Here is a 24,962-nt window from a genome sequence, read left to right as displayed (position 1 = left end):
TCTTTGTCCTCCTTTCCTGTCAGTTCGATAAATATTTCTTCCAAGGATGCTGCTTTCTCTTCATCCATGGCAAAATCTGCCACTAATTTTCCATGATCAATGATATAAATGTAGTCACATACGGCACTGACCTCGGATAAGATATGGGAACTTAAGATCACGGTATGGTCTTTGCCAAGTTCCTTGATCAGATCACGCATTTCGATCATCTGCACCGGATCCAGACCAACGGTAGGCTCATCCAAAATGATAATGGATGGGTTGCCTAGGATTGCCTGTGCCAATCCGACACGCTGTTTGTAACCTTTTGACAAATTGCGGATCAGGCGATGCTCCATCTCAGAGATGCCGGCTTTTTCCATGACATCCACGATATGTTCGTCGCGCTCTTTTTTACCGATGCCTTTTAACTCTGCGCAAAAGTCCAGATATTCATATACGCTCATATCCGTATAAAGGGGCGGGATCTCCGGCAGATAGCCGATCTCCTTTTTGGCAGCCTCTGCCTCTTTGAAAATGTCATGCCCACACACTTTGACACTGCCGGATGTCGCACCGATATAACCTGTGACCATATTCATTGTCGTTGTCTTGCCTGCACCATTCTTTCCAAGCAAGCCATAAATATGCCCCGGTTCAATCTTCATGCTCAGATTATCCACAGCCGTAAGTGAGCCGTATTTTTTTACCAGATGTTCTACTTCTATCAAATTGATTTCCTCCCTAATTTTTCCAAAATCACACATTGATTATTGTATTTCACCTATGTGCTGATAAGGTGTTAGAATTGTGTCAATTCTGTGAATAAGATAAGGCGTACCACGAAAAAAGAGAGCCCTCCACCAAGTGCTCTCTTTCGTCTTGTCTTTATCTTATCTCATATTAGTTTACATCGCGATAAATAATATCTTCTCTTCCCGGTCCATTAGAGATCATAGTGATCGGGAAGCCGATCTCTTTTTCTACAAACTCAATATAGTTGCGGCAGTTCTCCGGAAGATCTTCATACTTTCTGATACCGCGGATATCACATTTCCAGCCCGGAAGAGTCTTATAGACAGGTTTTGCCTTTTCCAGTAAATGGGTAACCGGAAAGTCGGTCGTAACCTGACCATCGATTTCATAGCCCACACATACCGGGATCTCATCCAGATAGCCCAATACATCAAGCACGGTAAAGGCTACATCCGTCGTGCCCTGCATACGGCAACCGTATTTGCTGGCAACACAGTCAAACCATCCCATACGTCTTGGACGACCTGTTGTGGCACCAAACTCACCGCCATCACCACCGCGTCTGCGGAGTTCGTCTGCTTCATCACCAAAGATCTCGCTGACAAAAGCACCGGCTCCAACTGCGGAAGAATAAGCCTTACATACGGTAACGACCTGCTCGATAGACTGTGCCGGAATACCTGCACCAATGGCACCGTAAGCAGCCAAGGTAGAGGAAGATGTTACCATCGGATAGATACCATGATCCGGATCCTTTAAAGTACCAAGCTGACCTTCCAAAAGAATAGTCTTGCCTTCCTTTAAGGCATTCCACAAATAAGAAGAAACATCGCAGACATAAGGTGCGATCATATCGCGGTAACTATGTAAAGTCTCCAACAAATCATCCGGGTCAATGAGTGGCTTGTGATAAAGGTGCTCTAACAATACATTCTTGGACTCACAGGTACGTGCAACCTTTTCCTTTAAAAGTTCATCATCAAAGAGTTCGCTGACCTGATATCCAACCTTTGCATACTTATCAGAATAAAATGGTGCAATGCCGGATTTGGTAGAGCCGAAGGAAGCCTTTCCTAAACGCTCCTCTTCATACTGATCAAATAAAATATGATACGGCATAACGATCTGTGCACGATCTGATACCTTGATCTTTGGCATTGGCACATTTTTGTCTGTAATAGACTTGATCTCGTCAAACAAGACAGGAATGTTTAAGGCTACCCCATTACCAATAACGCTTGTTGTGTGATCATAAAATACGCCGGATGGCAAGGTATGAAGGGCAAACTTACCATAATTATTGACGATGGTATGTCCTGCATTCGCTCCTCCCTGAAATCTCACAATGATATCTGCATTCTGCGCAAGCATATCTGTGATCTTACCCTTTCCTTCGTCACCCCAATTGGCACCAACAACTGCTTTTACCATGCTCTTGTTCCTCCTAAAAAATTTATTAAAATGATGTTAATTTCTTTGTACAAGTCACTGCAAGTGCACCCGGTCCAATATGACTGGATACGACCAAAGATAAAGGATCCACAAAAATATCATGTCCCGGGAAGCGTTCTTCCACTTCTGCCTTGAACTTGGCGATCTCTTCCTCATTCTGGGTATGTGCCATAGCAATGATAGTATTCTCGCCGGTCGGATCATGGAGCACTTCGTCCATATCCTTGGCAATGGCATCCATCATGATCTGCTTTGCCTGTTTGACCGTTCTCGCCTTAGCAAAACTGTCTAACTTTTCTCCGCGGATCTGCAATACCGGTTTTATCTTAAGCAAAGAACCAATAGCCGCAGCAGCCGGTGTGATCCTTCCACCCTTTTTGAGATACTCCAGCGTATCTACCATGATGTAGATGGTTGACTCAAACTTCATCGCCTCTAATATCTCTTTGATCTCTGTGGCAGACTTTCCTGCATCTGCAAGTTTCTTGGCATCATAAACGGATAACTTCATGGTAACGGAAATACGCTGATTGTTGACAACCTGCACCTTACCATCGTAATCCTCAGCCAACATGATGGCTGTCTCACAGGAACTGCTGAGTCCGCTGGACAAAGGAATATATACGACCTCATCATATTCCTCAAGCAGACTTTCCCACTTGTCGATCACATCACCTACGACCGGCATGGAAGTTTTGATCTCTGCCCCCTCTGCCTGTCTTGCAAAGAACTGGTCTGTCGTAAGATCCACGCCTTCATAAAAGACCTCGTCATTGATATAGACCGGTGTCGGGAAGACGTAAATCCCTGCCTGCTCGGCTTCTTCCTGTGTGATTCCGCTGTTACTGTCTGTTAAAATCGCTACTTTACTCATATGGTCCTCATTTCGTTTTTATCCATCTTGTGCATGTCTTCACACACATGGTTTATCATACCATACTTTATAGGTACTGGCAAATGCGTTTTGCACAAAAAAAGGGCGGCGTTTCCGCCGTCCTTTTTAAAGATCTTACATCATTCCCATACCCGGATTTGCTGGCATTTCCGGTGCCGGTTCCTTGATGTCTGCAACAACAGATTCTGTTGTAAGCAAGGTAGATGCAACAGAGCATGCATTCTGTAATGCGCTACGTGTTACCTTGACAGGATCCAGGATACCTGCCTCTACCATATTGACATAAGTCTCATTATAAGCATCAAAGCCAAATCCCGGCTGTGCTTCTCTTACCTTATTGATGATAACGCTTCCTTCCAATCCGGCATTTGCTGAAATATGGAAAAGCGGAGCCTCCAGCGCCTTTAATACAACCTTGGCACCTGTCTTTTCATCACCTTCCAGAGAATCAACCAGTTTTGCAACTTCCTTGGAAGCGTGGATGTAAGCAGATCCGCCACCTGCGATGATACCTTCCTCTACAGCAGCACGTGTTGCGTTTAAGGCATCTTCCATACGGAGTTTGCTTTCTTTCATTTCTGTCTCGGTAGCAGCACCTACACGGATAACGGCAACGCCACCGGCAAGTTTAGCCAGACGCTCCTGTAATTTCTCTTTATCGAACTCAGAAGTTGTCTCTTCGATCTGTCCACGGATCTGTGATACTCTGGCTGCAATGGCATCCTTATCACCCTCGCCGTCAACGATAACGGTAGACTCTTTCTGAACCTTAACTGATTTTGCACGACCAAGTTGATCCATGGTAGCATCCTTTAATTCCAGACCTACTTCTTCAGAGATTACCTGACCACCGGTAAGGATAGCGATATCCTGTAACATTTCTTTTCTGCGGTCGCCATAACCAGGTGCCTTAACAGCAACAACATTGAAAGTACCTCTCAACTTGTTCAGGATCAGGGTTGTAAGGGCTTCACCCTCTACATCCTCTGCAATGATAAGAAGGCGGGATCCTGACTGCACGATCTGCTCTAAGAGTGGCAGGATCTCCTGAATATTGCTGATCTTCTTGTCTGTGATCAGGATATATGGATCATCCAGAACGGCTTCCATCTTATCCATATCGGTTGCCATATATGCTGAAATATAACCACGGTCAAACTGCATACCTTCTACCAAGTCAAGTTCTGTCTGCATGGTCTTAGATTCCTCGATCGTGATAACGCCATCATTGGAAACCTTTTCCATGGCATCTGCTACCATGTTACCAACGGCTTCATCACCTGCTGAAATTGCAGCGACCTTAGCGATCTGCTCTTTTCCGTTGACCTTTTCAGACATGGAAACAATAGATTCTACTGCGGCATCTGTAGCCTTCTTCATACCTTTACGAAGAACGATCGGATTTGCTCCGGCTGCTAAGTTCTTCATACCTTCTTTGATCATAGCCTGTGCCAATACGGTTGCGGTTGTTGTACCATCACCGGCAACATCATTGGTCTTGGTAGCAACTTCCTTGACAAGTTGTGCTCCCATGTTCTCAAACGGGTCTTCCAATTCGATCTCTTTTGCAATGGTAACACCATCGTTTGTGATGAGTGGAGCACCGTAAGACTTATCCAAAACAACGTTGCGTCCCTTTGGTCCGATCGTAACTCTGACAGTGTCTGCCAACTGATCTACACCTGCTTCTAATGCTTTCCTAGCTTCTGCGCCATATTTAATTTCCTTAGCCATAATTTAATCCTTCTTTCTTATATCTATTTTTACTCTACTACAGCAAGAATGTCATTCTGACGAACGATGATATAATCTTCGCCTTCTAACTTTACTTCTGTTCCGGCATACTTGGAATAGATGACCTTCTGACCAGCCTTAACCTGCATAACAACCTCTTTACCATCTACCATTCCGCCAGGACCTACGGCAATAACCTCTGCCTCCATTGGCTTTTCCTGTGCTGCACTTGCCAGGATAATGCCTGACTTTGTCGTTTCTTCTGCCTGACACTGTTTTAAAACAACGCGATCTGTTAATGGTACTAATTTCATTTCTATATGCCTCCTTATATTTCTCTCATTCTTTGTTAGCACTCACTTTGTACGAGTGCTAACCACAATTCATATAATAGGATTCTAAGAACCAAGTTGCAACTTTAGTCACATCCAATAATTCCAAGAATCCTATCTTTATCTAACGTATACTCTTATTTTCTCACTTTTTCTTACGCTCAATACTTTTTGTCGTATTCATAAGCCTTTCTGACAGCGGATTGTGAAAGAGTTTTTCCTGCACATTATCTGCAAAGGTCTCTCCGCTGGAATAGGCAAAACGGCAGATGACATCCTTTAAGACCTGCTGCTTTTCCACCGGCATGGCAGATAGGGTCTTAGAGATATTGGTCATCATGGAAAATTTGTTTGCCGTCAGTTCGTCCAGCGTCGTTGCTCCGGTCGATTGCAGGGTACCAAATAAGATATTGACAAATTCTTCCCTCTCCTCCGCACTCAGACCATAGATCCAGTTTTTTAAAGTACGATCCAGCATCACGGAAGACTCTGACAGATTTTCGGCAAAAACAAAATGGTTGCCAAGGACTTCCCATGACATGGCATCATGCTGCATGGCGCCGGTCTGTGAACTCTTTACCACCCGATGATCCATCTCGTTTTCCAAAAGCATGCCAACAATGGAAGATTCCGGTATGGTACTGACGACCCGGGGCATAATGCGCTCATAAGACTCCTGCGTCGTGATCTCTTTTAAAAAGCCCGGACCATCATTGGAATAAACACAAGTAATGCGATCCTGAATGGCAGGCTGGCAAAATGCAGATGCATATACGGCAAAGTTGCCGCCCTTGGAATGTCCTCCTACAAGCAGTTCATAAGAAGTATCGCCATAGCAGTCATTCAGATACTGGGCTGCCCGGATCTGACCCTCCGTCTGATAAAGGAAAGACATATTAAAGTCTTCTTTCCAGCCGACAATGGTATTATCCGTCCCGCGGAATGCCACATAGACCCTGTCATCATCTAAAAGAAAAGACAAAACCGAAAACTGGGTCTGATTTTCTTCGTCGATCTCATTGACATAGTTCATAAGCCGCAGATTTTGAAAACGTGCAGATGCTACCATCTTGTGCATCAAAAAAGGTGCGACCTTGGTGGTAGAGTTCTTCGCCATGATCTCTTCTTCTGAATACATAGAAAAGAAGCGATCGTGTGCCTCCCGGATCGTGATCCATTGTCCCTTTTGATTCAAGCCCGGGACAATGCCGCCAAAATCTGTGTATGCCAGTTCTGCTAAGACCAGATTATCTACTTCATTAAAGGGGTCAATCTCCATGGTAATATCACCACGCCAATCTAAATAATCCGAAATATTTGCCATGCCAAACTCCTTTCAAAAATCCTACACTTCTTCCTCTACCAAGGCAGAATCCGCTTGATCTGTATCCGGCAGTGGATCACTTTCTGTCTCATCGGCATGGTCCTCTTCCACTTCCTCCGTAATAGCCGTGGTCGTCTCCTGCTTGCCTTCAAACCACTGGTCGGATTCTTCGATATTGCGTTCCAACTCCCGTTTGCTTTCCTTGTGATAATGCTTGGTCCTCACCCCAACAAAACACAGGGATAAGAGTGCAAATGCACCAACCATGATCAGGATACCATAAAAGGCAGTCTCATACCTTGTTATCATATTCCCAATATCCAGTAATATGACAACCGATCCTGCTACGGAAAGCAGGGAAAAGATCAGACTGACGATCCAAAGATCTCCATGTAAGTTCTTTAACTGGACGGTGTTCTGCAACATGACAACGCCCTCGATCAGAACCAGGATACCCAGATAATTGGGTATGGAGTCCGCAATATCCTGTGCACGGATCAAATCAATGGCTCCCAAGATCACGACCAGCGTGCCGACCGAAAAGCCATAATTGGTCGTTCTCTGAAATTCCTTATGTAAAAAGTAACGGCTGATCATCCAGATGCCCCATACCAAAAGACAGGCACCGGCACCGTAGCAGAAATAGATCATCCTGACCGCATCCGTAAATAACATGATGCAGCCCACGGCGATCAAGAGGATCGACATAAAGACGATCGCAATATTTCCAACAACATTGGGATTATCCTGTTTGCTCATCCATTCCTCCCCACTGTCTTACAGTGTTTCTGCTCTCTCTGAAATGTTCTTCTTGAAGTTGATCACATCATGATTGTATTCCTTGTCGATGAAATCCGATGTGATGATAAAGTCAGCCGTCGCCTTGTTGTTGGCGATCGGAATGTCATAGACCTGTGCGATACGAAGCAGTGCCTTTACATCCGGGTCATGCGGCTGTGCCGTAAGCGGATCGGAGAAGAAAATGATCAGATCGATCTTGCCCTCTACGACCTTGGCTCCTACCTGCTGGTCACCGCCTAAAGGACCGCTGTTATAACCGCGTACCGGAAGTCCTGTACGATCTGTGATCATACGCGCGGTCGTGCCGGTACCGCATAAAAAGTGCTTCTTTAATTCTTCTTTGTGTTCTTCACACCATGCAATGATCTCAGCCTTTTTTCCGTCATGTGCAATGAGTGCAATGTTCTTTTGCTTACCAATGGTAAGTGTGATCTTGCTGTCGTCCATAATCAGATCCTCCTTATGTCTCTTTTAAAAATGTCTTATCTATCCAAGGCTTGCCAATATGACAACGATAAAATTTGTCAATCCATGAGCCACGATAACGACCCAGAGTTTGCGCGTTTTGATATATACCGTTGCGATCGCAAGCCCTACCAGAAATCCATATAAGAATTGTACCACATTAAAGTGCATGATACCAAAACAAAATGCAGAAATAATGACTGCAATTTTTTCGTCATACCAGAGGCTCAACTGCCCGCATACGATCCCACGGTAGACCAGTTCCTCCAAAATCGGAATACTGATGCAATTTGCAAAGATCTTGGTCAAAAGACCGCCCGCATAAAGCGTGGCATTCGCCTGGGCATAGCCGGAAGAATAAGCCACCAGCGGCGTATGGGAAATGATGAAATTTAAGATCAGTCCCAATGCCACAACACCAAGGATATACAGACATTCTCTTGGGAAAGTCTCTTTATCCCAGACTTTTTCTGCCCGCACGATCGGGGCTTTTTTGTAAATACCATAGCAAAAAGGTATGGTCAAAAGACTGGCGATCCCCAGCAAAAACAAATGACTGGCGTGTGCGCCAAAAAGCAGGCGCAGTGCCACGAAAAATACATTGTATAGCAGATAATATACCACAATCGGATAAATGATCTGCCAGAGTCTGTTTGTCCGAAACTTACGCATTTTCTTTTTCCTTCAACATGTAATAGAGATCATAGATGGTACGTCTTCTGACCGGATGTACCAGCCCCGGTGCGATCTGCATGAGCGGTTCTAAGACAAACATGCGGTTGCACATATCAATATGCGGCACGATCAGGTCTTTGGTATGGATGCAGGAATCATCATACAAAAGAATATCCAGATCCAGTGTCCGTGGTCCCCAGTGGATCTCGCGCTTACGGTCTGCTTTCTCCTCGATCCTATGTAAAAAGGCAAGCAGGTCTTCCGGTGATAAAAGGGTCTCTATGGTCGCTGCCCCATTTAAGAACTTATCCTGATCCACATATCCATAAGGCTCGGTTTCTATATAGTCTGAAACAATGACATTTCTGACATTAGGATCACTGATCAACTCTTCCATGGCATCGGTCAGATACTTTTCCTTGTCGCCCATATTGCTTCCGATCGCAAGGGCTACCTGATGCCATGCCTTTTCTACCTTGACACCCACGTTTGCAAACTCCATAGGAATCGGTGCATGCGGTTTTTTGATCTCTAAAACTAACTTTTGTACGCCCGGAAAAGCATACATGATGGATGTTGCAAGTTCATCTGCTACCTTTTCCAAGAGATCATGTGCATTTTCCGCAAAATATTTTTTGATAAAAAGACATACATTTCCATAGTCCACCGTATTTGACAGGTCATCGGAATGAATCGCTCCGGCAAAGGAAGTATCAATCCAGCAATTCACGACAAAGATCTGTCCTTCCTCTTTTTCCTGTTCATATACGCCATGGTATCCAAATACTTCTAATCCTTCTACTATGATCTGTTCCATTTTTACCTGCTTTCCCGGATGCGTTCTAACATCTGAATCAATTCCACATTTTCTTTGACATCATGCACACGCACGAACATACAGCCTGTCTGTACGGCTACGGCACTTGTCGCCAGAGTTCCCACCAGACGCTTGTCGGTCGGCACATCTAAGACATAACCGATCACAGACTTTCTGGATGTCCCCAGTAAGACCGGATAGCCCAGTGCCTTGAGGCGGTCCAGATTTGCGATAGTCATAAGGTTCTGTTCCTGGGTCTTGGCAAAGCCTACCCCCGGATCCAAAATAATCCGCTCTTTCTTGATGCCGGCATCCAGTGCCCTTTTTGCATCTTCTTTCATCTGCCCGATAAAAAGATCGGCGTCCATCTCCTCCGTGATCTTATCCCGATTGTGCATGAGGCAATAAGCGACACCGCTGTCTGCTACGATCTTTCCCATGGCAGGATCATACTGTAAACCCCAGATATCATTTAAAAGATCGGCTCCTGCCTGAATTCCCTCTTTTGCCACGGCTGCCTTATAGGTATCTAAGGATACCGGGACGGAAAATTCCTGCTTGATCTTTTCGATCACCGGAAGGATGCGGTCGATCTCCTCCTGGTCTGTGATCTTTTCATGTCCCGGTCTTGTAGACTCTCCACCAACATCAATGATAGCCGCACCATCTTTTATCATCTGCTCAGTATGTTTTAAGGCAGCGTCCAAATGATTATATCTGCCGCCATCCGAAAAGGAATCCGGTGTCACATTTAAGATTCCCATGACATAAGTGTGTCCCTCTTCCAAAAATTCCTGATTTCCTATGATCATAGCAAGCCTCTCTTTCTTATATCATAATCTTCCTTTATCTCAAAATAGGGTCTGTCGATCCTTTCTTCTGCTTTCCATTTGCAGGTATCGCTTGCTAGGCAGGCAAAGCATTCCCTCGAAAAATGATCGGCAAAGGAAAGCAAGTCTTCCAAGGTCTTTTGGCTGCCACGCTTGGCATAACGAATCTTGACATCCTGCCTTTTGCTATGGCATTTCACCGCTGCACATATCCTGTCTGTCTTAGCAGGATCATAGCCAATAGACAACAAAATCTCCTCTGCAAGGATCGCTGACGATTCTGCATGGGAGATTCCATTCTGATACTGCAAGGCACGCCCCAGATCATGAAAGAGGGCTGCAAGCATGATCTCCTCTGCATCGATCGAAAGCCCATTTTCTTTTGCCAACAAAATAGCGATCTGTCCTACCCGAAGAAAATGTTCCATATCATGTCTGCAATAAGTCCTATCTGCTTCGTAGTCCGTGATCGTCTCGCAGCATGCCTTATATTGGGGATGTTCTAAAACCTGTGTCACTGTGTCCATATGCCGTATCCAAACTTTATTTTACTAATTGAAAAAAACGATCCTGTAGTGCCGTATCCTCTGCAAAGATGCCCCTTGTCACATAACTGACTGTCTTGCTGCCCGGCTTTTTGACGCCGCGCATGGTCATACAGGTATGCTCTGCCTCAAGCATGACCATAACGCCCATGGGATGCAGTTGTTCATTGATAGCATCCGCGATCTGTGCCGTCAACTGCTCCTGCAGCTGGGGTCTTTTTGCAAAGACCTCAACCGTCCTGGCGATCTTGCTGAGTCCCACGACCTCGCCCTTTGGGATATAGGCTACATGTGCCTTGCCAAAGAATGGCATCAGATGATGCTCGCAGGTGCTGTAAAATACAATATCCTTTTCCAAGACCATCTCATTTCCAGCCACATGAAAACGCTTGGAAAGCGGCTCTGCGGCATCCTGATACATACCGGCAAAGATCTCCTCATACATGCGTGCTACACGATCCGGTGTCTCTAAAAGTCCCTCGCGCTCCACGTCTTCGCCCACGCCCTCCAAGATCAGGCGCACGCCCTCTTTTATTTTTTCGTGATCAAACATCTCTTACTCCTTTACAGATGCTTTTACAATCTTCTTAAAGTCTCCCAGATAAGAAAGGGAACCAAAGGCTAAGATCATATCATCCCCCGCCTGCAGTGCCTGATAAAGTGCATCCTCTAAAGAAGGACAGGCAAGCGCCGCATAGGAAAGATTCTCTATGGTCTTTTGCAATTTTTCGGCCGGCAAGGCTCTGGCATTGTCCGGTGTGACCGTATAGATATGCCCTGCTCTTGGCAGAAGCAGTGCCAGCATTTCCTCGTATTCCTTATCCGCAAGTACCCCCATTATATAGGTTATGGATTTATTTGTAAAATCACTTTCCAGCGTTTCCCATAATCTTTTGGCTGCGGGCAGGTTGTGTGCCCCATCCATATAGATCAGCGGTTCCTTACAAAGGCACTCCATCCTTCCATGCCAGACGGTCTTTTGCATGCCCTCTTTTACCGCCGCATCCGAAATAACAACGCCCAGTTTGCGCAAGGTCCGAATGGTCTCTAAGACCAGGACACTGTTTTGCAGTTGATAGGAGCCCTCCAGGGGTACCTCTATATCCGAAAATTCCCTATAGTCATAACAGAGCGGCTTTCTTTGCTTTATCTTTACCTTGCTCTCATCACAAAAAGTAAGTCCGGTCTTTCCAGCCTTAGCCACATCCTCTAAGACTTTGGCAGCCTTTGGCTCCTGCCAGGTGGAAACAGCCTGTCCCCCTGCTTTCATAATGCCAGCCTTGATGCGGGCAATGCTTTCCAGATCCGGTCCTAAGAACTGCATATGGTCTCTGCCGATTGCGGCAAAAACGCTGCATAGGCTATGGTTCAATACATTGCTTGCATCGGTCGCCCCGCCCATGCCAACTTCCATGATGACATAGTCACAGCCTGCTTCGTAAAAATAAAGATATGCCAGTGCCGTCTCCACTTCAAAAATGGTCGCGCATACACCATGCTGTCTTTCAACTTCCTGCCAGGCATCCTCCATGCGGTGCATATAGGTATTAAAAGTCGCTGCGTCTATGTACGCGCCATCGATGGAAAAACGTTCCTCGTAGCAAAAGACTGCCGGGGACGTATAAAGCCCGACCCGGTAGCCCTGCAGGCATAAAATACTCTGCAGCATAGCACAGGTAGAACCCTTTCCATTGGTTCCTGCCACGTGGATGACCTGTAATTGCTCCTGCGGATCGCCCAGAGCCTGCATAAGCAGGCACATGGCATCCAGCCCTAAGACACTGCCTTTTTTTGCAATTTTATCCATAAAAGCACGGGTCTTATCATCAAACGTCATTATTTCTTGACACCTTTCGTATCGCGATTGCCAATGTGCAGGCGGTTTAAGACCACATCCTTGCCCTTGACTTTGACCGTCTTGCTATCACCTGTATGCAAGAGATAGACAGCCTGCAAGAGATCCTTATCGGCTAAGCGCATGCCCCTGACACCAATCGCGCCCTTCTTTTTCTCCGGTATGGCCGCCGTATCAATGCGCAGGAACATTTCCTTCTCGCTTTGCATGACAATGCTATCCTGGTCTTCTAAGACTCCGACTAAAAGCAGACCATCATCCGGGGCTAACTTGGTGGCAGCCGTCGTTCTCTTTGCCACATCAAACTCGCCGCCATCGACTACCTTTAACATGGATGTCTTGGTCGCAAATACCAGTTTTTTATCTTTTAATGCAGCAACGGACGCGATCAAAAGGCTTTCTTCCTTGCTCGCATCAAAGTTACTTACATTATCCAGCGGCTGTCCCTTATCGCGGAACTTGCCAAACGGCAGGTCTAAGACCTTGATCAGATGCATCTGTCCCTTATCGGTAAAAAGTGCCAGTTTATCCGTATTTTTACAGAAGATGATCTGGCGGCTCTCTGCCTCAGCCGCCTCTTTGTTGCGTTCAAAGGTAGGCATATCCACAACACGGCCGTAGGCAAAACGATCGATCATGACAGCAACATCCACTTCCTCGATCGGCTTTTCTTCTACCACAACTTCTGCCACATTATCAATGACCGTGCGGCGCTCCTTGGCATATTCCTTCTTAAACTCTTTTAATTCCTTCATGATGACCTTTGCCATGGAAGCACGGTTTTCCAGGATATCAGAATATTCCTGAATATTTTTCATGGTCTTTTCATAGTCGTTCATGAGTGCCTGGATCTCCAGACCGATCAGTTTATACAAACGCATTTCCAAGATGGCAGTTGCCTGTCGTTCTGTAAAATGCAGTTTTTCGGCGTCTCTTTTTGACACTTCCGACTTAAAGCGGATGCCTTCGGTAATCCCCTCAACCAGACATGCTTTTGCCATTTTCATATCCTTACTGCCGCGCAGGATCTCAATGATCAGATCAATGACATCGCATGCCTTGATCAAACCTTCCTGAATCTCCTTTTTCTGGCGTTCCTTGGCAAGCAGGGTCGTATATTTTCTGGTAGCCAATTCATACTGGAAGTTGACATGATGGCGGATGATCGGGACAATGCCCATGGTCTCCGGTCTGCCGTCTGCAACGGCAAGCATATTCACGCCAAAGGTATCTTCCAATCTTGTCTTTTTGTAGAGCAGATTGCAGAGATTTTCGGCATCGGCTCCCTTTTTCAGATCAATGACGATACGGATGCCTTCTTTGGAAGACTGGTTGGAAATATCAACGATATCTGTCGTCTTTTTCGACTCGACCAGACCATATACGTCATTTAAGAACTTTCCGATATTGGCACCGATCATGGTATATGGGATCTCCGTGATGATCAGACGTTCCTTGCCGCCCTTGACCTTTTCGATCTCCACCTTGCCACGCACCTTGATCTTACCGACACCGGTCGCATAAATGGCATGCAGATCATCCTTGTTGACCACGATACCGCCGGTCGGAAAATCCGGTCCCTTGATGTATTCCATCATCTGCTGGGTATTGATATCCGGGTCTTTCATATAGGCAATGACACCGTCGACCACTTCCCCAAAATTATGTGGCGGAATACTGGTCGCCATACCAACGGCGATACCTTCCGCACCGTTGATGAGAAGGTTTGGCACCTTGACCGGAAGGACTTCCGGCTCTTTTTCCGTCTCGTCAAAGTTTGGAATAAAATCAACGACATCCTTATCCAGATCCGCCAGATAACACTCCTGGGTCACCTTGTGCAGACGTGCCTCGGTATAACGCATTGCCGCTGCACCGTCACCCTCGATCGAGCCAAAGTTACCATGCCCTTCCACCAAAGGAAGTCCCTTTTTAAAGTCCTGTGACATAACGACCAGGGCGTCATAAATGGAAGAATCACCATGTGGATGATACTTACCCATGGTATCTCCGACGATTCTGGCTGACTTACGGAAAGGCTTATCGTAACGGATCCCCAGTTCGTGCATATCATAAAGCGTACGTCTCTGCACCGGCTTTAATCCATCGCGGACATCCGGTAAGGCTCTTGCAATAATAACGCTCATGGCATAATCGATATAGGATTTCTCCATGATCTCCGAATATTCCATGCGAATCAATTTTTCCTCTACTGCCATCTGTTCTTTCTCTCCTACTTACTATTTCAAACGTCTATACGTCAAGCTGCGCATCTCTCGCGTGTTCGTAGATAAAGGCACGGCGCGGTGGCACATCATTTCCCATCAACATTTCGGTCACATCGGATGCCATACGTCCATCCTCGATCTCTACCTTCTTCAAGATCCTGCGTTCCGGATCCAAAGTCGTCTCCCACAACTGTTCCGCATCCATCTCACCCAGTCCCTTATATCTTTGCAGGGTAAAATTACCCGTATGGGTCTTTCTGTATTTTTCCAAGGCGGCATCATCATAGAGATATTCTTCCTTTCCCTTGGATGGGATTGCCTTATAAAGAGGCGGCATAGCAATATAGACATGTCCCTCATAAATGAGTTCCGGCATAAAGCGATAGAACAAGGTCAAAAGCAAGGTAGAAATGTGGGCACCGTCCACATCGGCATCCGCCATGATGATGATCTTGTCGTAACGCAGTTTGGTAATATCAAAATCGTTGCCGTAGCCCTCGGAAAAACCACAACCGAAAGCATTGATCATAGTCTTGATCTCGGCATTGGCAAGTACCTTATCGATGCTTGCCTTTTCCACGTTCAGGATCTTTCCACGGATCGGCATGATTGCCTGATACATACGGTTTCTCGCCATCTTGGCAGAACCGCCCGCAGAATCTCCCTCCACGATAAAGATCTCGCACTTGGAAGCATCCCTGCTCTCGCAGTTGGCAAGTTTTCCGTTGCTGTCAAAAGAAAACTTCTGCTTGGTCAGAAGATTGGTCTTGGCACGTTCTTCTGTCTTACGGATCTTGGCTGCTTTTTCCGCACAGGAGATCACGGTCTTTAAAGTGTCAAGATTTCGGTCAAAATACAACTGGATCTCGTCCCCGGTCACTTTAGCGGTTGCCTTGGCAGCGTCCTGGTTATCCAGTTTGGTCTTGGTCTGTCCCTCAAAACGCGGTGCCGGGTGCTTGATGGATACAACTGCCGTCATACCGTTTCTGACATCAGCCCCGTTAAAATTGGCATCTTTATCCTTTAAAATGCCAAGTTCCCTTGCGTAATTATTGATGACTGTCGTAAAGACCGTCTTAAATCCGGTAATATGGGTACCCCCCTCTGCATTGTAGATATTGTTACAAAATCCCAGAATATTTTCATGGAATTCGTTGCAATACTGAAAAGCGATCTCCACGCTGATTCCATCAGACTCTCCGCTAAAATAAACGACATCATGGAGTTTTTCTGCATTTTTATTGATGTCCTTGACAAAGCCGATAATGCCGTCCGGTTCGTGATACTCGATATGCTCGACTTCTTCTTTTCTTCTGTCCTCATAAATGATGGTCAGTTTGGGATTCAGATAGGCCGTCTCATGCATACGGCTCTTGATCTCGTCCTCTTTGAAATTGGTCTTTTCAAAAATTTGGGGATCCGGCAGGAAATTGATCTTTGTCCCGGTCTTCTTAGTCTTGCCGATGGTCGGCAGCAGACCATTTTCCAGTGCGATCACCGGATGTCCCTGCTCATATCTGTCGTGATGGATAAAGCCATCGCGGGAGATCTCCACATCCATATAGGTAGACAGGGCATTGACCACGGAAGAACCTACACCGTGTAAGCCACCACTGGTCTTATAGACACTGTCATCAAATTTTCCACCTGCATGTAATGTGGTAAATACCACGCGCGCGGCAGAGGCACCGGTCGCATGTAAACCAACCGGAATACCTCGTCCATTATCTTCTACGGTACAAGAACCATCGGCTTCCAGTGTCACCCGGATCGTATCACAGGCTCCTGCCAAATGCTCATCTACCGAGTTGTCCACGATCTCATACACCAGATGGTTCAGCCCCTTGCGGGATACACTTCCGATATACATACCCGGTCTTTTGCGCACTGCCTCAAGTCCCTCTAATACGGCAATACTGCTCTCGTCGTAAACGTTCTTTTTCGCCATTTCCTAACCTCACTAAAAAATTGCCTAAAGAAATGCGCCGAAGCAATGCTTGGCGCATCCTTTTGCTCTTATTATAACTTTGAATAGCCGAAGCCATTGACCATGGCCTCGATCGGTATGCCTTTCTTGCAATACGGACATTCATGCGGTGCATAGGTCTGATAGCCCGGCAGATCATCCGTGGTAAAGAGTGGAAATACCTCGGTATTGCCAACCTTGGTCATGGTACCAAAGATGGAAGATACACCCACGATATTACCTCCGTAATACTCAATACATTCCAGACTCCTGCGCACGGTCTCGCCCGTCGTCATGGTTGCCAGCAAAAGCAATACATTTTTCCCCTCAATCGCCGGACGTACATTTTCACGGAAAAGCAACTGGTTGATGCTGTTGACTTCCGGAGACACGATATAAACAGTCTCATGTTTGTTGTTATTTGCGAAATGTCCTTTTTCTAATTCCTCTGCCAGATAAGCGCCCAGTACCTCCGTACCATCCATGCAGACAATGGTATCCACTGTCGTCACATGATGCAGCATCTTGTTCTTGATGCTTCTTGCTGCTTCCCTCGCCTCATTGGCACGTACCTTTAATCGCGTCACATCGATATAGAAGTTGATGTGTGATGAACTCGTTGCAAAATGCCCCGGTGTCGCGTTTAACGTAATGGTATTGTCATCCTTTGCATAAAACTTGACCATACGATCCCGAATACTCTTTACTGCCTCTCCCATAATGCATACCTCCTACATTTTACCGGTAGATCCAAATCCACCTTGGCCCCGTTCTGTCTCGTCTAAGTCTGCAACCTCTTCAAATTCTACGGAAAGAAATGGCATGATGACCAGTTGTGCGATCTTTTGTCCCGGCGCTACGACGCGCTCCTCCTCGCTGTCGTTATGTAGTGCCACCTTGACCTCACCACGATAGTCTGCATCGACCACGCCGGTACAGTTGGCAGGACGAAGTCCCTCCTTGGCAGAAAGTCCGCTTCTGGCAAAAACACCGCCAAAATATCCTTCCGGCACTGCCAGTGCGACACCTGTGCCGATCATTTTGGTTTCGTGCGGTGCAAGCCTTGTCTCCTCTGCAATATCTGCAAACAGATCATAGCCCGCTGCCCAAGCACTTCCTCTCTCCGGCATTTTTGCGGAAGATGTCAGTTTTTTCCATGCTATTTTCATTCCATCTACTCCTAAAAAAGAATTGCTATTTACAATGTAACACGATTTCGTTTGTTTTTCTAGTGGCAACTACATCGATCACACGCTGATTGCTGCTGCCGCGCCAGTAAAGACTGGTATCTTTCTTTTCTACGACAAATTCTCCGTCCACCAAAACATCCACGTATTCCATGACAGGAAGCGTCTGGATAGTCTCGTAGGTAAAGCCGGTATAAAGCCATATGGTTTTTTCCGGAAAACGATCCTTTACCTCTTTGGCAAGCAGGGTCACATCTTCCCGGTTGCCATAAAAAAGAGGATCTCCACCGCTAAAAGTGATACCGGAAATATAATCATGATCCAGTGCCTCAAATAACTCTGCCTTTGCCTCTGCATCAAACTCCAGACCGCCATTGGGATCCCATGTGACCGGGTTCTGGCAATCCTTGCAGCAATGATCGCAGCCGGCAACCCATAAGACCACACGCAGACCGTCGCCGTTTAGCATATCGTCTTTTGTTATATTATGATAACGCATTTATTCCACCTATACTACATACTCTTTCTTTCTGCTATTTCTGCCATCTTGGCATCATTCAATCTGGTATCTCCCTTGACTCTGGAGTAAGAAAGATATCCATTCATACGCTCGATCTTGGTCAGATTCTTGCTGCCGCAGACCGGACACACATCCATATCCAATTCCTCATGACCACAATCATCACAATAGGAAAGGGAAAGGTTGACGCCCTCGTAAAATCCCATTTCCATAGCACGGCGTACCAAGGTCTTGACTGCCTCTTTGTTGTAGCCGATCGGGTATTTTACATACTGGATCTTGCCACCATTGGAAAGTTCCCAGAAACGATATTCCAGATCCTGCTTCTGGATCGGTGTGATATCTTCTGTGACATGACAATGAAAACTGTTGCTGACATATTCACGGTCAGATACATTTTCAACGATACCGTATTTCTTGCGGAACTGCTTTACCTGTAAACCGCAGAGGTTTTCTGCCGGTGTACCGTAGATCGCATAAAGATTGCCGTCTTCTTTTTTAAACTCATTGATCTTGTCATTGATGTGCTCCAAGACCTCTACCGCAAACTGTCCGTCCTCTACCAGGGACTTGCCATTGTAGAGTTCCTGCAATTCGTTGAATGCAGTAATGCCGAAAGAAGCTGTAGCTGTCTTTAAGATTGGTTTGATCTTGTCATTGTATTTCAGATGTCCGCCATAAAATCCGCCTTCACAATATGCCAGTGGATTGGTGGATGCACGCATCTCACCAAGATAAGCATAGGTACGGATATGGAGTTTACGGATAAGTTCCAGATAGTAATCCAACACTTCGTAAAAGTCGCGGCTCTCCTGTCTTGCCTTTGCCAAGATCATTGGCAGATGCAGGCTGACGGCTCCGATATTAAATCTGCCGACAAAGACCGGACGATCCTGATCGTCTGCCGGATACATACCGCCTCTTTCATACCAAGGAGAAAGGAAGGCACGACAGCCCATCGGACTGATGATCTCTCCGTATTGCTTATACATGCTGGCGATATAGCCCTTACCGGTCAGGCTCAGCCAATCCGGATACATGGTCTTTCTGGAACATTCGATGCCTGCTTCAAAGACATCTTCCAATTCCTTGCCCGGTCCGTGTAAATTCTCATCATATAAAAATACGATCTTCGGGAAAAGTACCGGTTTCTTATGTCCCTTTTTGCCCTGTCCGTTCATGCGGACACGGAGCATGCAGATGGTCGCCATCTTGGCAAAACGAGTCGTTCCGGTTCCGGCGGTCACCGTGATAAACGGATAATCTCCACGGCTGCTGGCAACGGTATTGAACTTGTACTCCCAGCCCTGGAAGCCCTGTTCAAAGTCACGTTCTACATCTGCCATAGCGGTTGCTTCTGCCTTTTCTTGGGAAAGTCCAAGACCTGTATATTTTTCCACATACTTGGCAAAAGAGATCTCTGCGTATTTATCCAGGATCAGATCTGCGCTTGGCACCGTAAAGCCGCCATACTGCTGGCTGGCAGCACTCAGCACGATATCTCCGATCACGTCAAAGGCAACATCCAGGGATTTCGGCTCATTGTACCAGATATTTCCCATCTCAAATCCGCCCTCCAAGACTGCTTTGACATCAAAAAGGCAGCAGTTCATGGTATCACGTCTGGCTGACATATCATGGATATAGATATAGCCGTCACGAATGGCTTGGATCTCCTCTGTCGTCAGGAAGAATTTCTTGTATAATTCACGGTTGAACTCGTTAAAGATCAGGCTTCGCTTGGTAGATACCAAAGCAGAGTCCGTATTGGCATTTTCCTTGTCACCGATATACATAATGGACTGGCTCTTGGTATAGACATCGTCTAACATCTGCACAAAGTCCTGCTTATAATTACGGTAATCCCTATAACTCTTGGCTACCACCGGATTGACTCTTTCCAGTGCGCCCTCTACAATGTTATGCATCTGTGCGATCTCGATGCGGTCGATACCGAGAGCAAATACTTTTTCTTCTACAAACTGGCAAATAAACTTTTCTTCTTCTTCTGTAAAATTGATCAATACCCTGCATGCAGATTTGTTGACTGCATCCACGACTTTTTGTACGTTAAAATCCTCTAATGTTCCGTCTTTTTTTACTACTTTTATCAACGCTTACGCTCCCTTTCTTATCTATATGTCGATATAGCACATCCTGCAACATACTATATCTTGTGCTCCGTTTCTACATTCTAGCATCATAGGAAATGGCAGTCAATAGATTTTTAAGCAATCTCTGATTTTTTGTCACGTTCCATGAGACTGCGCACGGCAAGGCGGGGATCTACGTCATGAAACAAGACCTCATTGACCTGTTCTATGATGGGCAGACTGACCTGGTATTTTTTTCCCAGCGCCAGTGCCGCCTTGGCTGAATAAACACCTTCTACGACCATATGCACCTGATCCATGGCATCCTTTGGACGCAAGCCCTGACCGATCAGCATACCTGCCTTACGGTTTCTGCTGTGACGGCTGGAACAGGTCACGATCAGATCCCCTGTGCCTGCAAGACCACTGAGGGTCTGCGGAAGTCCTCCCATGGCAAGTGCCAAGGAAGATATTTCCTTGATGCCGCGTGTGATCAGTGCCGCCTTGGTATTGTCCCCATAGCCCAGACCATCCGACATACCGGCAGCCAGTGCGATGACATTCTTTAAAGAGGCACCGATCTCAATCCCGGTCACATCCGTGCTGGTATAGACACGGAAATTTTCATTCATAAAGGCATTCTGTAAAAATTCTGCCACGGCTATATCGCGTGAACCGGCAACCACAACGGTCGGCAGACCTTTTACGACTTCTTCTGCATGAGACGGACCGCTTAGAACGCCCACCTTAGCATCCTTCCCCAAGACATCTTCTAAAATACCGCATTGGGTCAAAAGGCTATCTTCCTCGATTCCCTTGGAAACACTGCAAAGGATCTGGTTCTTTTCCACATAAGGCTTGATCTTTTCTGCGGTCTCTCTGGTTGCCGTAGAAGGAACCGCTAAGACCAGAAGATCCTTGCCCAAAAGACAGGAAGAAAGATCCCAGGTCAGGCTCATTTCCTTTGGAAGCATGACTCCCGGCAGTTTGTCACACTCCCCGCTTGCCTGCATCTTTTCGATCTGTTCCCTTCTATGTCCCCACAGACTCACCTGACATCCGTTATTCTGTAATAAAATTGCCAGCGCACATCCCCAACTTCCTGCGCCGATGACACCAACTTTCATTTTTTGCTCCTTTACTTCCATGCAAAAGAACCCTGCCAAAAGCAGGATTCCTTGACTGATTTGCTAGTCTCGTTTTGATTTAAAAGAAAACTTGTTTTCATTACCTGCCAAAAGTCGCTTGATATTGCCCCGATGCAATACAATGGCAAGGATACAGGCAAAAGATACTAAGATCTGGGCTTCTAAAAGATCCGACGTGGCAAATGCCAGCCAGCCCTTTGCCCCAAAGATCCAGATCTGTACCATGAGTCCCAGCGCCGCCAGGATAGATCCCAGAGACACATAGCGTGTGATCGCCACTGCCAGAACAAAGATCAGAACACAAAGTGGCAGACACTGCGGAAAGAGGGCTATGATCATACCAAAACTACAGGCAATGCCCTTGCCCCCCTTAAACTTCATAAAGAAAGGGAAATCATGCCCCAGTATGGCACCCAGTGCCCCGTATAATTCCAACAAGACAATATGCTCCGGGTATGATGTGCGAAAAAGAAGCCAGACGACTACCACTGCCGCCACACATTTTAAGCAGTCACACACCAGTGTCAGCGCACCTACCTTGATGCCTAAAATACGCATGGTGTTGGTCGTACCAATATTGCCGCTTCCCTGTTTGCGGATATCCACATCTTTTTTCTTGCCAAAAAGATAGCCCGATAAGATCAATCCAAAGGCATAACCGATCGCAAGTGCGACGAGCCTCATCAATTCCATAATTAGTCGTCCTTTCTCTCCCTGATGATAAACTTAAGGGAAGTCCCCTCAAATCCAAAGGCATCACGGATACGGTTCTCCAAATATCTGGTGTAGGAGAAATGCATCAATTCCTTGTCATTGACAAAGATAACAAATGTCGGCGGCTTGACTGCCACCTGGGTCACATAGTAGATCTTGAGACGCTTGCCCTTATCGGATGGCGGTTGCTGCATAGCAACAGCCTCGGTCACGATCTCATTTAAGACACCTGTCGCAACACGCATAGAATTATTCTCGATCACGGCATCGATGGTCTCATAGATCTTTGGCAGACGCTGTCCCGTCAAAACGGAAATAAACATGATCTGCGCATATGGCATAAAGGATAAGGTCTGTCTGATCTTTTCTTTATGCTTGTAAATGGTCTTGTCATCCTTTTCGATGGCATCCCACTTGTTGACTGCAATGATAATGCCCTTGCCGCGCTCATGTGCGATCCCGGCGATCTTGGCATCCTGCTCTGTCACGCCCTCGGTCGCATCGATCATCACGATCACGACATCTGCCTTTTCTACGGCAGCAACGGCACGAATGATACTAAATCGTTCCAATTCTTCCTTGATCTTGCTCTTGCGGCGCAATCCTGCCGTGTCGATAAAGATATATTCCTTGCCATGGAACTTGACCTTGGTATCGACCGCATCTCTGGTAGTTCCAGCCACATTGGAAACGATCACACGGTTCTCTCCCACCAGACGGTTGACAAGGGATGATTTTCCTACGTTTGGTTTGCCAACGATCGCGATCTTAGGAATATCCTGATCCTCATCTGCGCCAGCATCTTCCGGGAAATGTGCGATCACCTGGTCTAGCATATCCCCCAGTCCTAACATAGAGGAAGATGAGATTGGAATCGGATCCCCGATACCCAGATTATAAAATTCATAGACATCCGCCATGTATTTTTCAAAACTGTCAACCTTGTTGACTACCAAAACGACCGGTTTTTTGGAACGGCGCAGCATATCCGCTACTTTTGCATCCGCATCCACCAGTCCCTGTCTGACATCTGTCATAAAGATGATGACATCTGCCGTATCAATGGCGATCTGCGCCTGCTCACGCATCTGGCTGATGATAATATCTTTTGATTCCGGCTCAATACCACCGGTATCGATCATGGTAAATTCATGCTTCAACCATGTAACATCTGCATAGATACGGTCTCGGGTCACTCCCGGCGTATCTTTTACAATCGAAATCCTCTCTCCTGCCAAGGCATTGAACAAAGTAGACTTTCCTACATTTGGTCGTCCTACAATGGCAACTACAGGCTTACTCATATTTTCCTCCATCTATTTATAATGTAATTAATTGTTTCACGAGATCTTGTCCGCTTGATTTTACAATATCCACCTTTACTTGTAAAGCGTCACTTAACTGGGCGACCGTCACATCATCCAAGAAATCCTGTTCCTCGGCACGCACCATATTCTGCGGTAAGAGCAGGTGGCTTCCCAGCGGCTGTCCCTTGAGTTGTGCCATCAGATCCTGTCCTGTGATCAGACCAGAAACCGTGATCTTTTCGCCAAAGAAATCGTTGCGGATCTCATAGACATACACGGTGACCTTGGGAAATTTCTCCATGAATTCCTGACACAGCATGCGGATAAAAGGGGCTGCCAGCCTTCCGGTCGCGATCGCACATTCTTTTTTCCGCATAAAAGGATGCTTTTTCTCTTTGGCTAAGGCTTCCCGGAATTCGTCCATCAAAAGCCGGATCATGCCGACACCGTTTTCCAACTGGGTATAGCCGTCATAGCGTTCTTCCGTCGGCAGGTCATAACCGGCGATCAGATACCATTCATCCGATGCCTGCACAAAATGTGTGCCGTACTTTTCAAAACTGATGTCCTGCCATTTGTGGATGGTAGCAAGCACTTCGCGCGCTTCTTCTCTTTCAAAAGGTTCCAGCGGGTACAGCCCCTCTCGAAACTTGGTCAACCCTACCGGCACTACAGACATGCTCTGCATCTGCGGGTAAAAAGATAAAAGATCTCCGATGGAACGATCCAGTTCTGCCCCATCATTTTCTCCCTTGCACAAAACGATCTGGGCATTCATCTCAATATCGGCATCCGCTAACATCTTGATCTTGTCTAAGATGTCACCGGCAAAACGATTGTGGAGCATTTTGCAGCGCAGTTCGGGATTGGTCGCCTGCACAGAGATATTGATGGGTGCCAGATGATAGTGGATGATACGTTTGAGATCTTCCTCCTTCATGTTGGTCAGGGTCACATAGTTGCCCTGTAAAAAAGAAAGCCTGGTATCGTCATCCTTAAAATATAAGGTTTCCCGCATGCCCGGCGGCATCTGGTCAATGAAACAGAACATGCATTTATTGTGGCAGGACCGATAATCGTCCATCAGTCCATTTTCAAAGGTGATACCAAGATCTTCGCCCTCTGATTTTGTGATATGCACAAGATGTCTTGTCTGATCCGGCTTTTCGATCAGCATCTCAAATGCTGGTTCATCCTCGTAGTAATAATAATCAAAGATATCGATCAGTTCGACACCATTGATCTCTTTTATGATATCCATCGGTTCCACTCCTGCAAGTGCCGCGGGACTCCCGGATCTTACAAAAGCAATCTGATGTGATGTGCTCATAAATCTATC

At 46.3% G+C, this 24,962-nt stretch carries 23 protein-coding genes and 1 pseudogene; all 24 read right to left on the bottom strand.

Annotated elements, in window-relative coordinates; all coding sequences use genetic code 11:
- Window positions 1-2: 2 nt before the first annotated feature.
- Window positions 3-710: pseudogene (locus H8R94_RS00405) on the bottom strand (ABC transporter ATP-binding protein); the annotation flags it as partial.
- 172 nt (window positions 711-882) lie between these two features.
- On the bottom strand, window positions 883-2,166 hold the full coding sequence (locus H8R94_RS00400; RefSeq protein ID WP_186853574.1) for an adenylosuccinate synthase: 1,284 nt from the start codon (window positions 2,164-2,166) through the stop codon (window positions 883-885).
- Window positions 2,167-2,191: 25 nt separating this feature from the next.
- Entirely contained in the window at window positions 2,192-3,061 is an 870-nt protein-coding gene (locus tag H8R94_RS00395) for a DegV family protein (protein ID WP_186853573.1), read from the bottom strand.
- Window positions 3,062-3,196: 135 nt separating this feature from the next.
- Window positions 3,197-4,816: a chaperonin GroEL gene (gene groL, locus H8R94_RS00390; RefSeq protein WP_186853572.1), complete on the bottom strand. Its 1,620-nt coding sequence runs from the start codon at window positions 4,814-4,816 to the stop codon at window positions 3,197-3,199.
- 29 nt (window positions 4,817-4,845) lie between these two features.
- Complete coding sequence (locus tag H8R94_RS00385) at window positions 4,846-5,130, bottom strand: co-chaperone GroES (protein ID WP_178010961.1); 285 nt, start codon at window positions 5,128-5,130, stop codon at window positions 4,846-4,848.
- Window positions 5,131-5,293: 163 nt separating this feature from the next.
- A complete protein-coding gene (locus tag H8R94_RS00380; protein WP_118281278.1) occupies window positions 5,294-6,472 on the bottom strand; it encodes a DUF2974 domain-containing protein in 1,179 nt (392 codons plus the stop codon).
- Window positions 6,473-6,493: 21 nt separating this feature from the next.
- Entirely contained in the window at window positions 6,494-7,231 is a 738-nt protein-coding gene (locus H8R94_RS00375) for a DUF308 domain-containing protein (protein ID WP_118281279.1), read from the bottom strand.
- Window positions 7,232-7,249: 18 nt separating this feature from the next.
- Window positions 7,250-7,720 carry a methylglyoxal synthase gene (locus tag H8R94_RS00370; protein ID WP_118281280.1) on the bottom strand — a complete coding sequence of 157 codons (471 nt, stop codon included), beginning with the start codon at window positions 7,718-7,720 and terminating at the stop codon, window positions 7,250-7,252.
- Window positions 7,721-7,759: 39 nt separating this feature from the next.
- Window positions 7,760-8,410: a CPBP family intramembrane glutamic endopeptidase gene (locus H8R94_RS00365; protein WP_118281281.1), complete on the bottom strand. Its 651-nt coding sequence runs from the start codon at window positions 8,408-8,410 to the stop codon at window positions 7,760-7,762.
- On the bottom strand, window positions 8,403-9,230 hold the full coding sequence (gene folK, locus H8R94_RS00360) for a 2-amino-4-hydroxy-6-hydroxymethyldihydropteridine diphosphokinase (protein WP_186853571.1): 828 nt from the start codon (window positions 9,228-9,230) through the stop codon (window positions 8,403-8,405). Before folK ends, H8R94_RS00365 begins: the two co-directional genes overlap by 8 nt.
- A 2-nt stretch (window positions 9,231-9,232) precedes the next feature.
- On the bottom strand, window positions 9,233-10,042 hold the full coding sequence (folP, locus tag H8R94_RS00355) for a dihydropteroate synthase (protein WP_118281283.1): 810 nt from the start codon (window positions 10,040-10,042) through the stop codon (window positions 9,233-9,235).
- Window positions 10,039-10,587, bottom strand: a complete 549-nt coding sequence (locus tag H8R94_RS00350; protein ID WP_118281284.1) for an HD domain-containing protein — start codon at window positions 10,585-10,587, stop codon at window positions 10,039-10,041. Before H8R94_RS00350 ends, folP begins: the two co-directional genes overlap by 4 nt.
- A 16-nt stretch (window positions 10,588-10,603) precedes the next feature.
- The gene (gene folE / locus H8R94_RS00345; RefSeq protein ID WP_118281285.1) at window positions 10,604-11,158 is read right to left on the bottom strand and encodes a GTP cyclohydrolase I FolE; all 555 of its coding nucleotides are present in this window, start codon (window positions 11,156-11,158) and stop codon (window positions 10,604-10,606) included.
- 3 nt (window positions 11,159-11,161) lie between these two features.
- Window positions 11,162-12,442 carry a bifunctional folylpolyglutamate synthase/dihydrofolate synthase gene (locus tag H8R94_RS00340; protein ID WP_186853570.1) on the bottom strand — a complete coding sequence of 427 codons (1,281 nt, stop codon included), beginning with the start codon at window positions 12,440-12,442 and terminating at the stop codon, window positions 11,162-11,164.
- Entirely contained in the window at window positions 12,442-14,679 is a 2,238-nt protein-coding gene (locus H8R94_RS00335; RefSeq protein WP_186853569.1) for a DNA gyrase/topoisomerase IV subunit A, read from the bottom strand. The genes H8R94_RS00340 and H8R94_RS00335 overlap by 1 nt, the downstream gene beginning before the upstream one ends.
- 34 nt (window positions 14,680-14,713) lie before the next feature.
- A complete protein-coding gene (locus tag H8R94_RS00330; RefSeq protein WP_186853568.1) occupies window positions 14,714-16,636 on the bottom strand; it encodes a DNA gyrase/topoisomerase IV subunit B in 1,923 nt (640 codons plus the stop codon).
- A 71-nt stretch (window positions 16,637-16,707) separates the two neighbouring features.
- Window positions 16,708-17,373, bottom strand: a complete 666-nt coding sequence (locus H8R94_RS00325) for a type I phosphoribosyltransferase (RefSeq protein ID WP_243069530.1) — start codon at window positions 17,371-17,373, stop codon at window positions 16,708-16,710.
- Between the two features lie 12 nt (window positions 17,374-17,385).
- Entirely contained in the window at window positions 17,386-17,823 is a 438-nt protein-coding gene (gene dut, locus H8R94_RS00320) for a dUTP diphosphatase (RefSeq protein WP_118534832.1), read from the bottom strand.
- A gap of 25 nt (window positions 17,824-17,848) precedes the next feature.
- A complete protein-coding gene (gene nrdG / locus H8R94_RS00315; RefSeq protein WP_118534833.1) occupies window positions 17,849-18,340 on the bottom strand; it encodes an anaerobic ribonucleoside-triphosphate reductase activating protein in 492 nt (163 codons plus the stop codon).
- A 14-nt stretch (window positions 18,341-18,354) separates the two neighbouring features.
- Window positions 18,355-20,475 (bottom strand): anaerobic ribonucleoside-triphosphate reductase, encoded by a 2,121-nt coding sequence (nrdD, locus tag H8R94_RS00310; protein ID WP_118281291.1) that lies wholly within the window; start codon window positions 20,473-20,475, stop codon window positions 18,355-18,357.
- Between the two features lie 113 nt (window positions 20,476-20,588).
- Window positions 20,589-21,581, bottom strand: coding sequence for an NAD(P)H-dependent glycerol-3-phosphate dehydrogenase (locus tag H8R94_RS00305; RefSeq protein WP_118281292.1), 993 nt, complete (start codon window positions 21,579-21,581; stop codon window positions 20,589-20,591).
- 63 nt (window positions 21,582-21,644) lie between these two features.
- A complete protein-coding gene (gene plsY, locus H8R94_RS00300) occupies window positions 21,645-22,295 on the bottom strand; it encodes a glycerol-3-phosphate 1-O-acyltransferase PlsY (RefSeq protein WP_118534834.1) in 651 nt (216 codons plus the stop codon).
- Between the two features lie 2 nt (window positions 22,296-22,297).
- Window positions 22,298-23,620 (bottom strand): ribosome biogenesis GTPase Der, encoded by a 1,323-nt coding sequence (gene der / locus H8R94_RS00295; RefSeq protein WP_118281294.1) that lies wholly within the window; start codon window positions 23,618-23,620, stop codon window positions 22,298-22,300.
- Window positions 23,621-23,636: 16 nt separating this feature from the next.
- Window positions 23,637-24,953 (bottom strand): DUF512 domain-containing protein, encoded by a 1,317-nt coding sequence (locus tag H8R94_RS00290; RefSeq protein WP_186853567.1) that lies wholly within the window; start codon window positions 24,951-24,953, stop codon window positions 23,637-23,639.
- Between the last annotated feature and the right edge of the window lie 9 nt (window positions 24,954-24,962).

It is taken from the genome of Roseburia lenta, from assembly GCF_014287435.1.
Classification (GTDB): domain Bacteria; phylum Bacillota; class Clostridia; order Lachnospirales; family Lachnospiraceae; genus Pararoseburia; species Pararoseburia lenta.
Note: the sequence above shows the minus strand (reverse complement) of the source record. Positions and strands in the feature narration are given on the sequence as shown.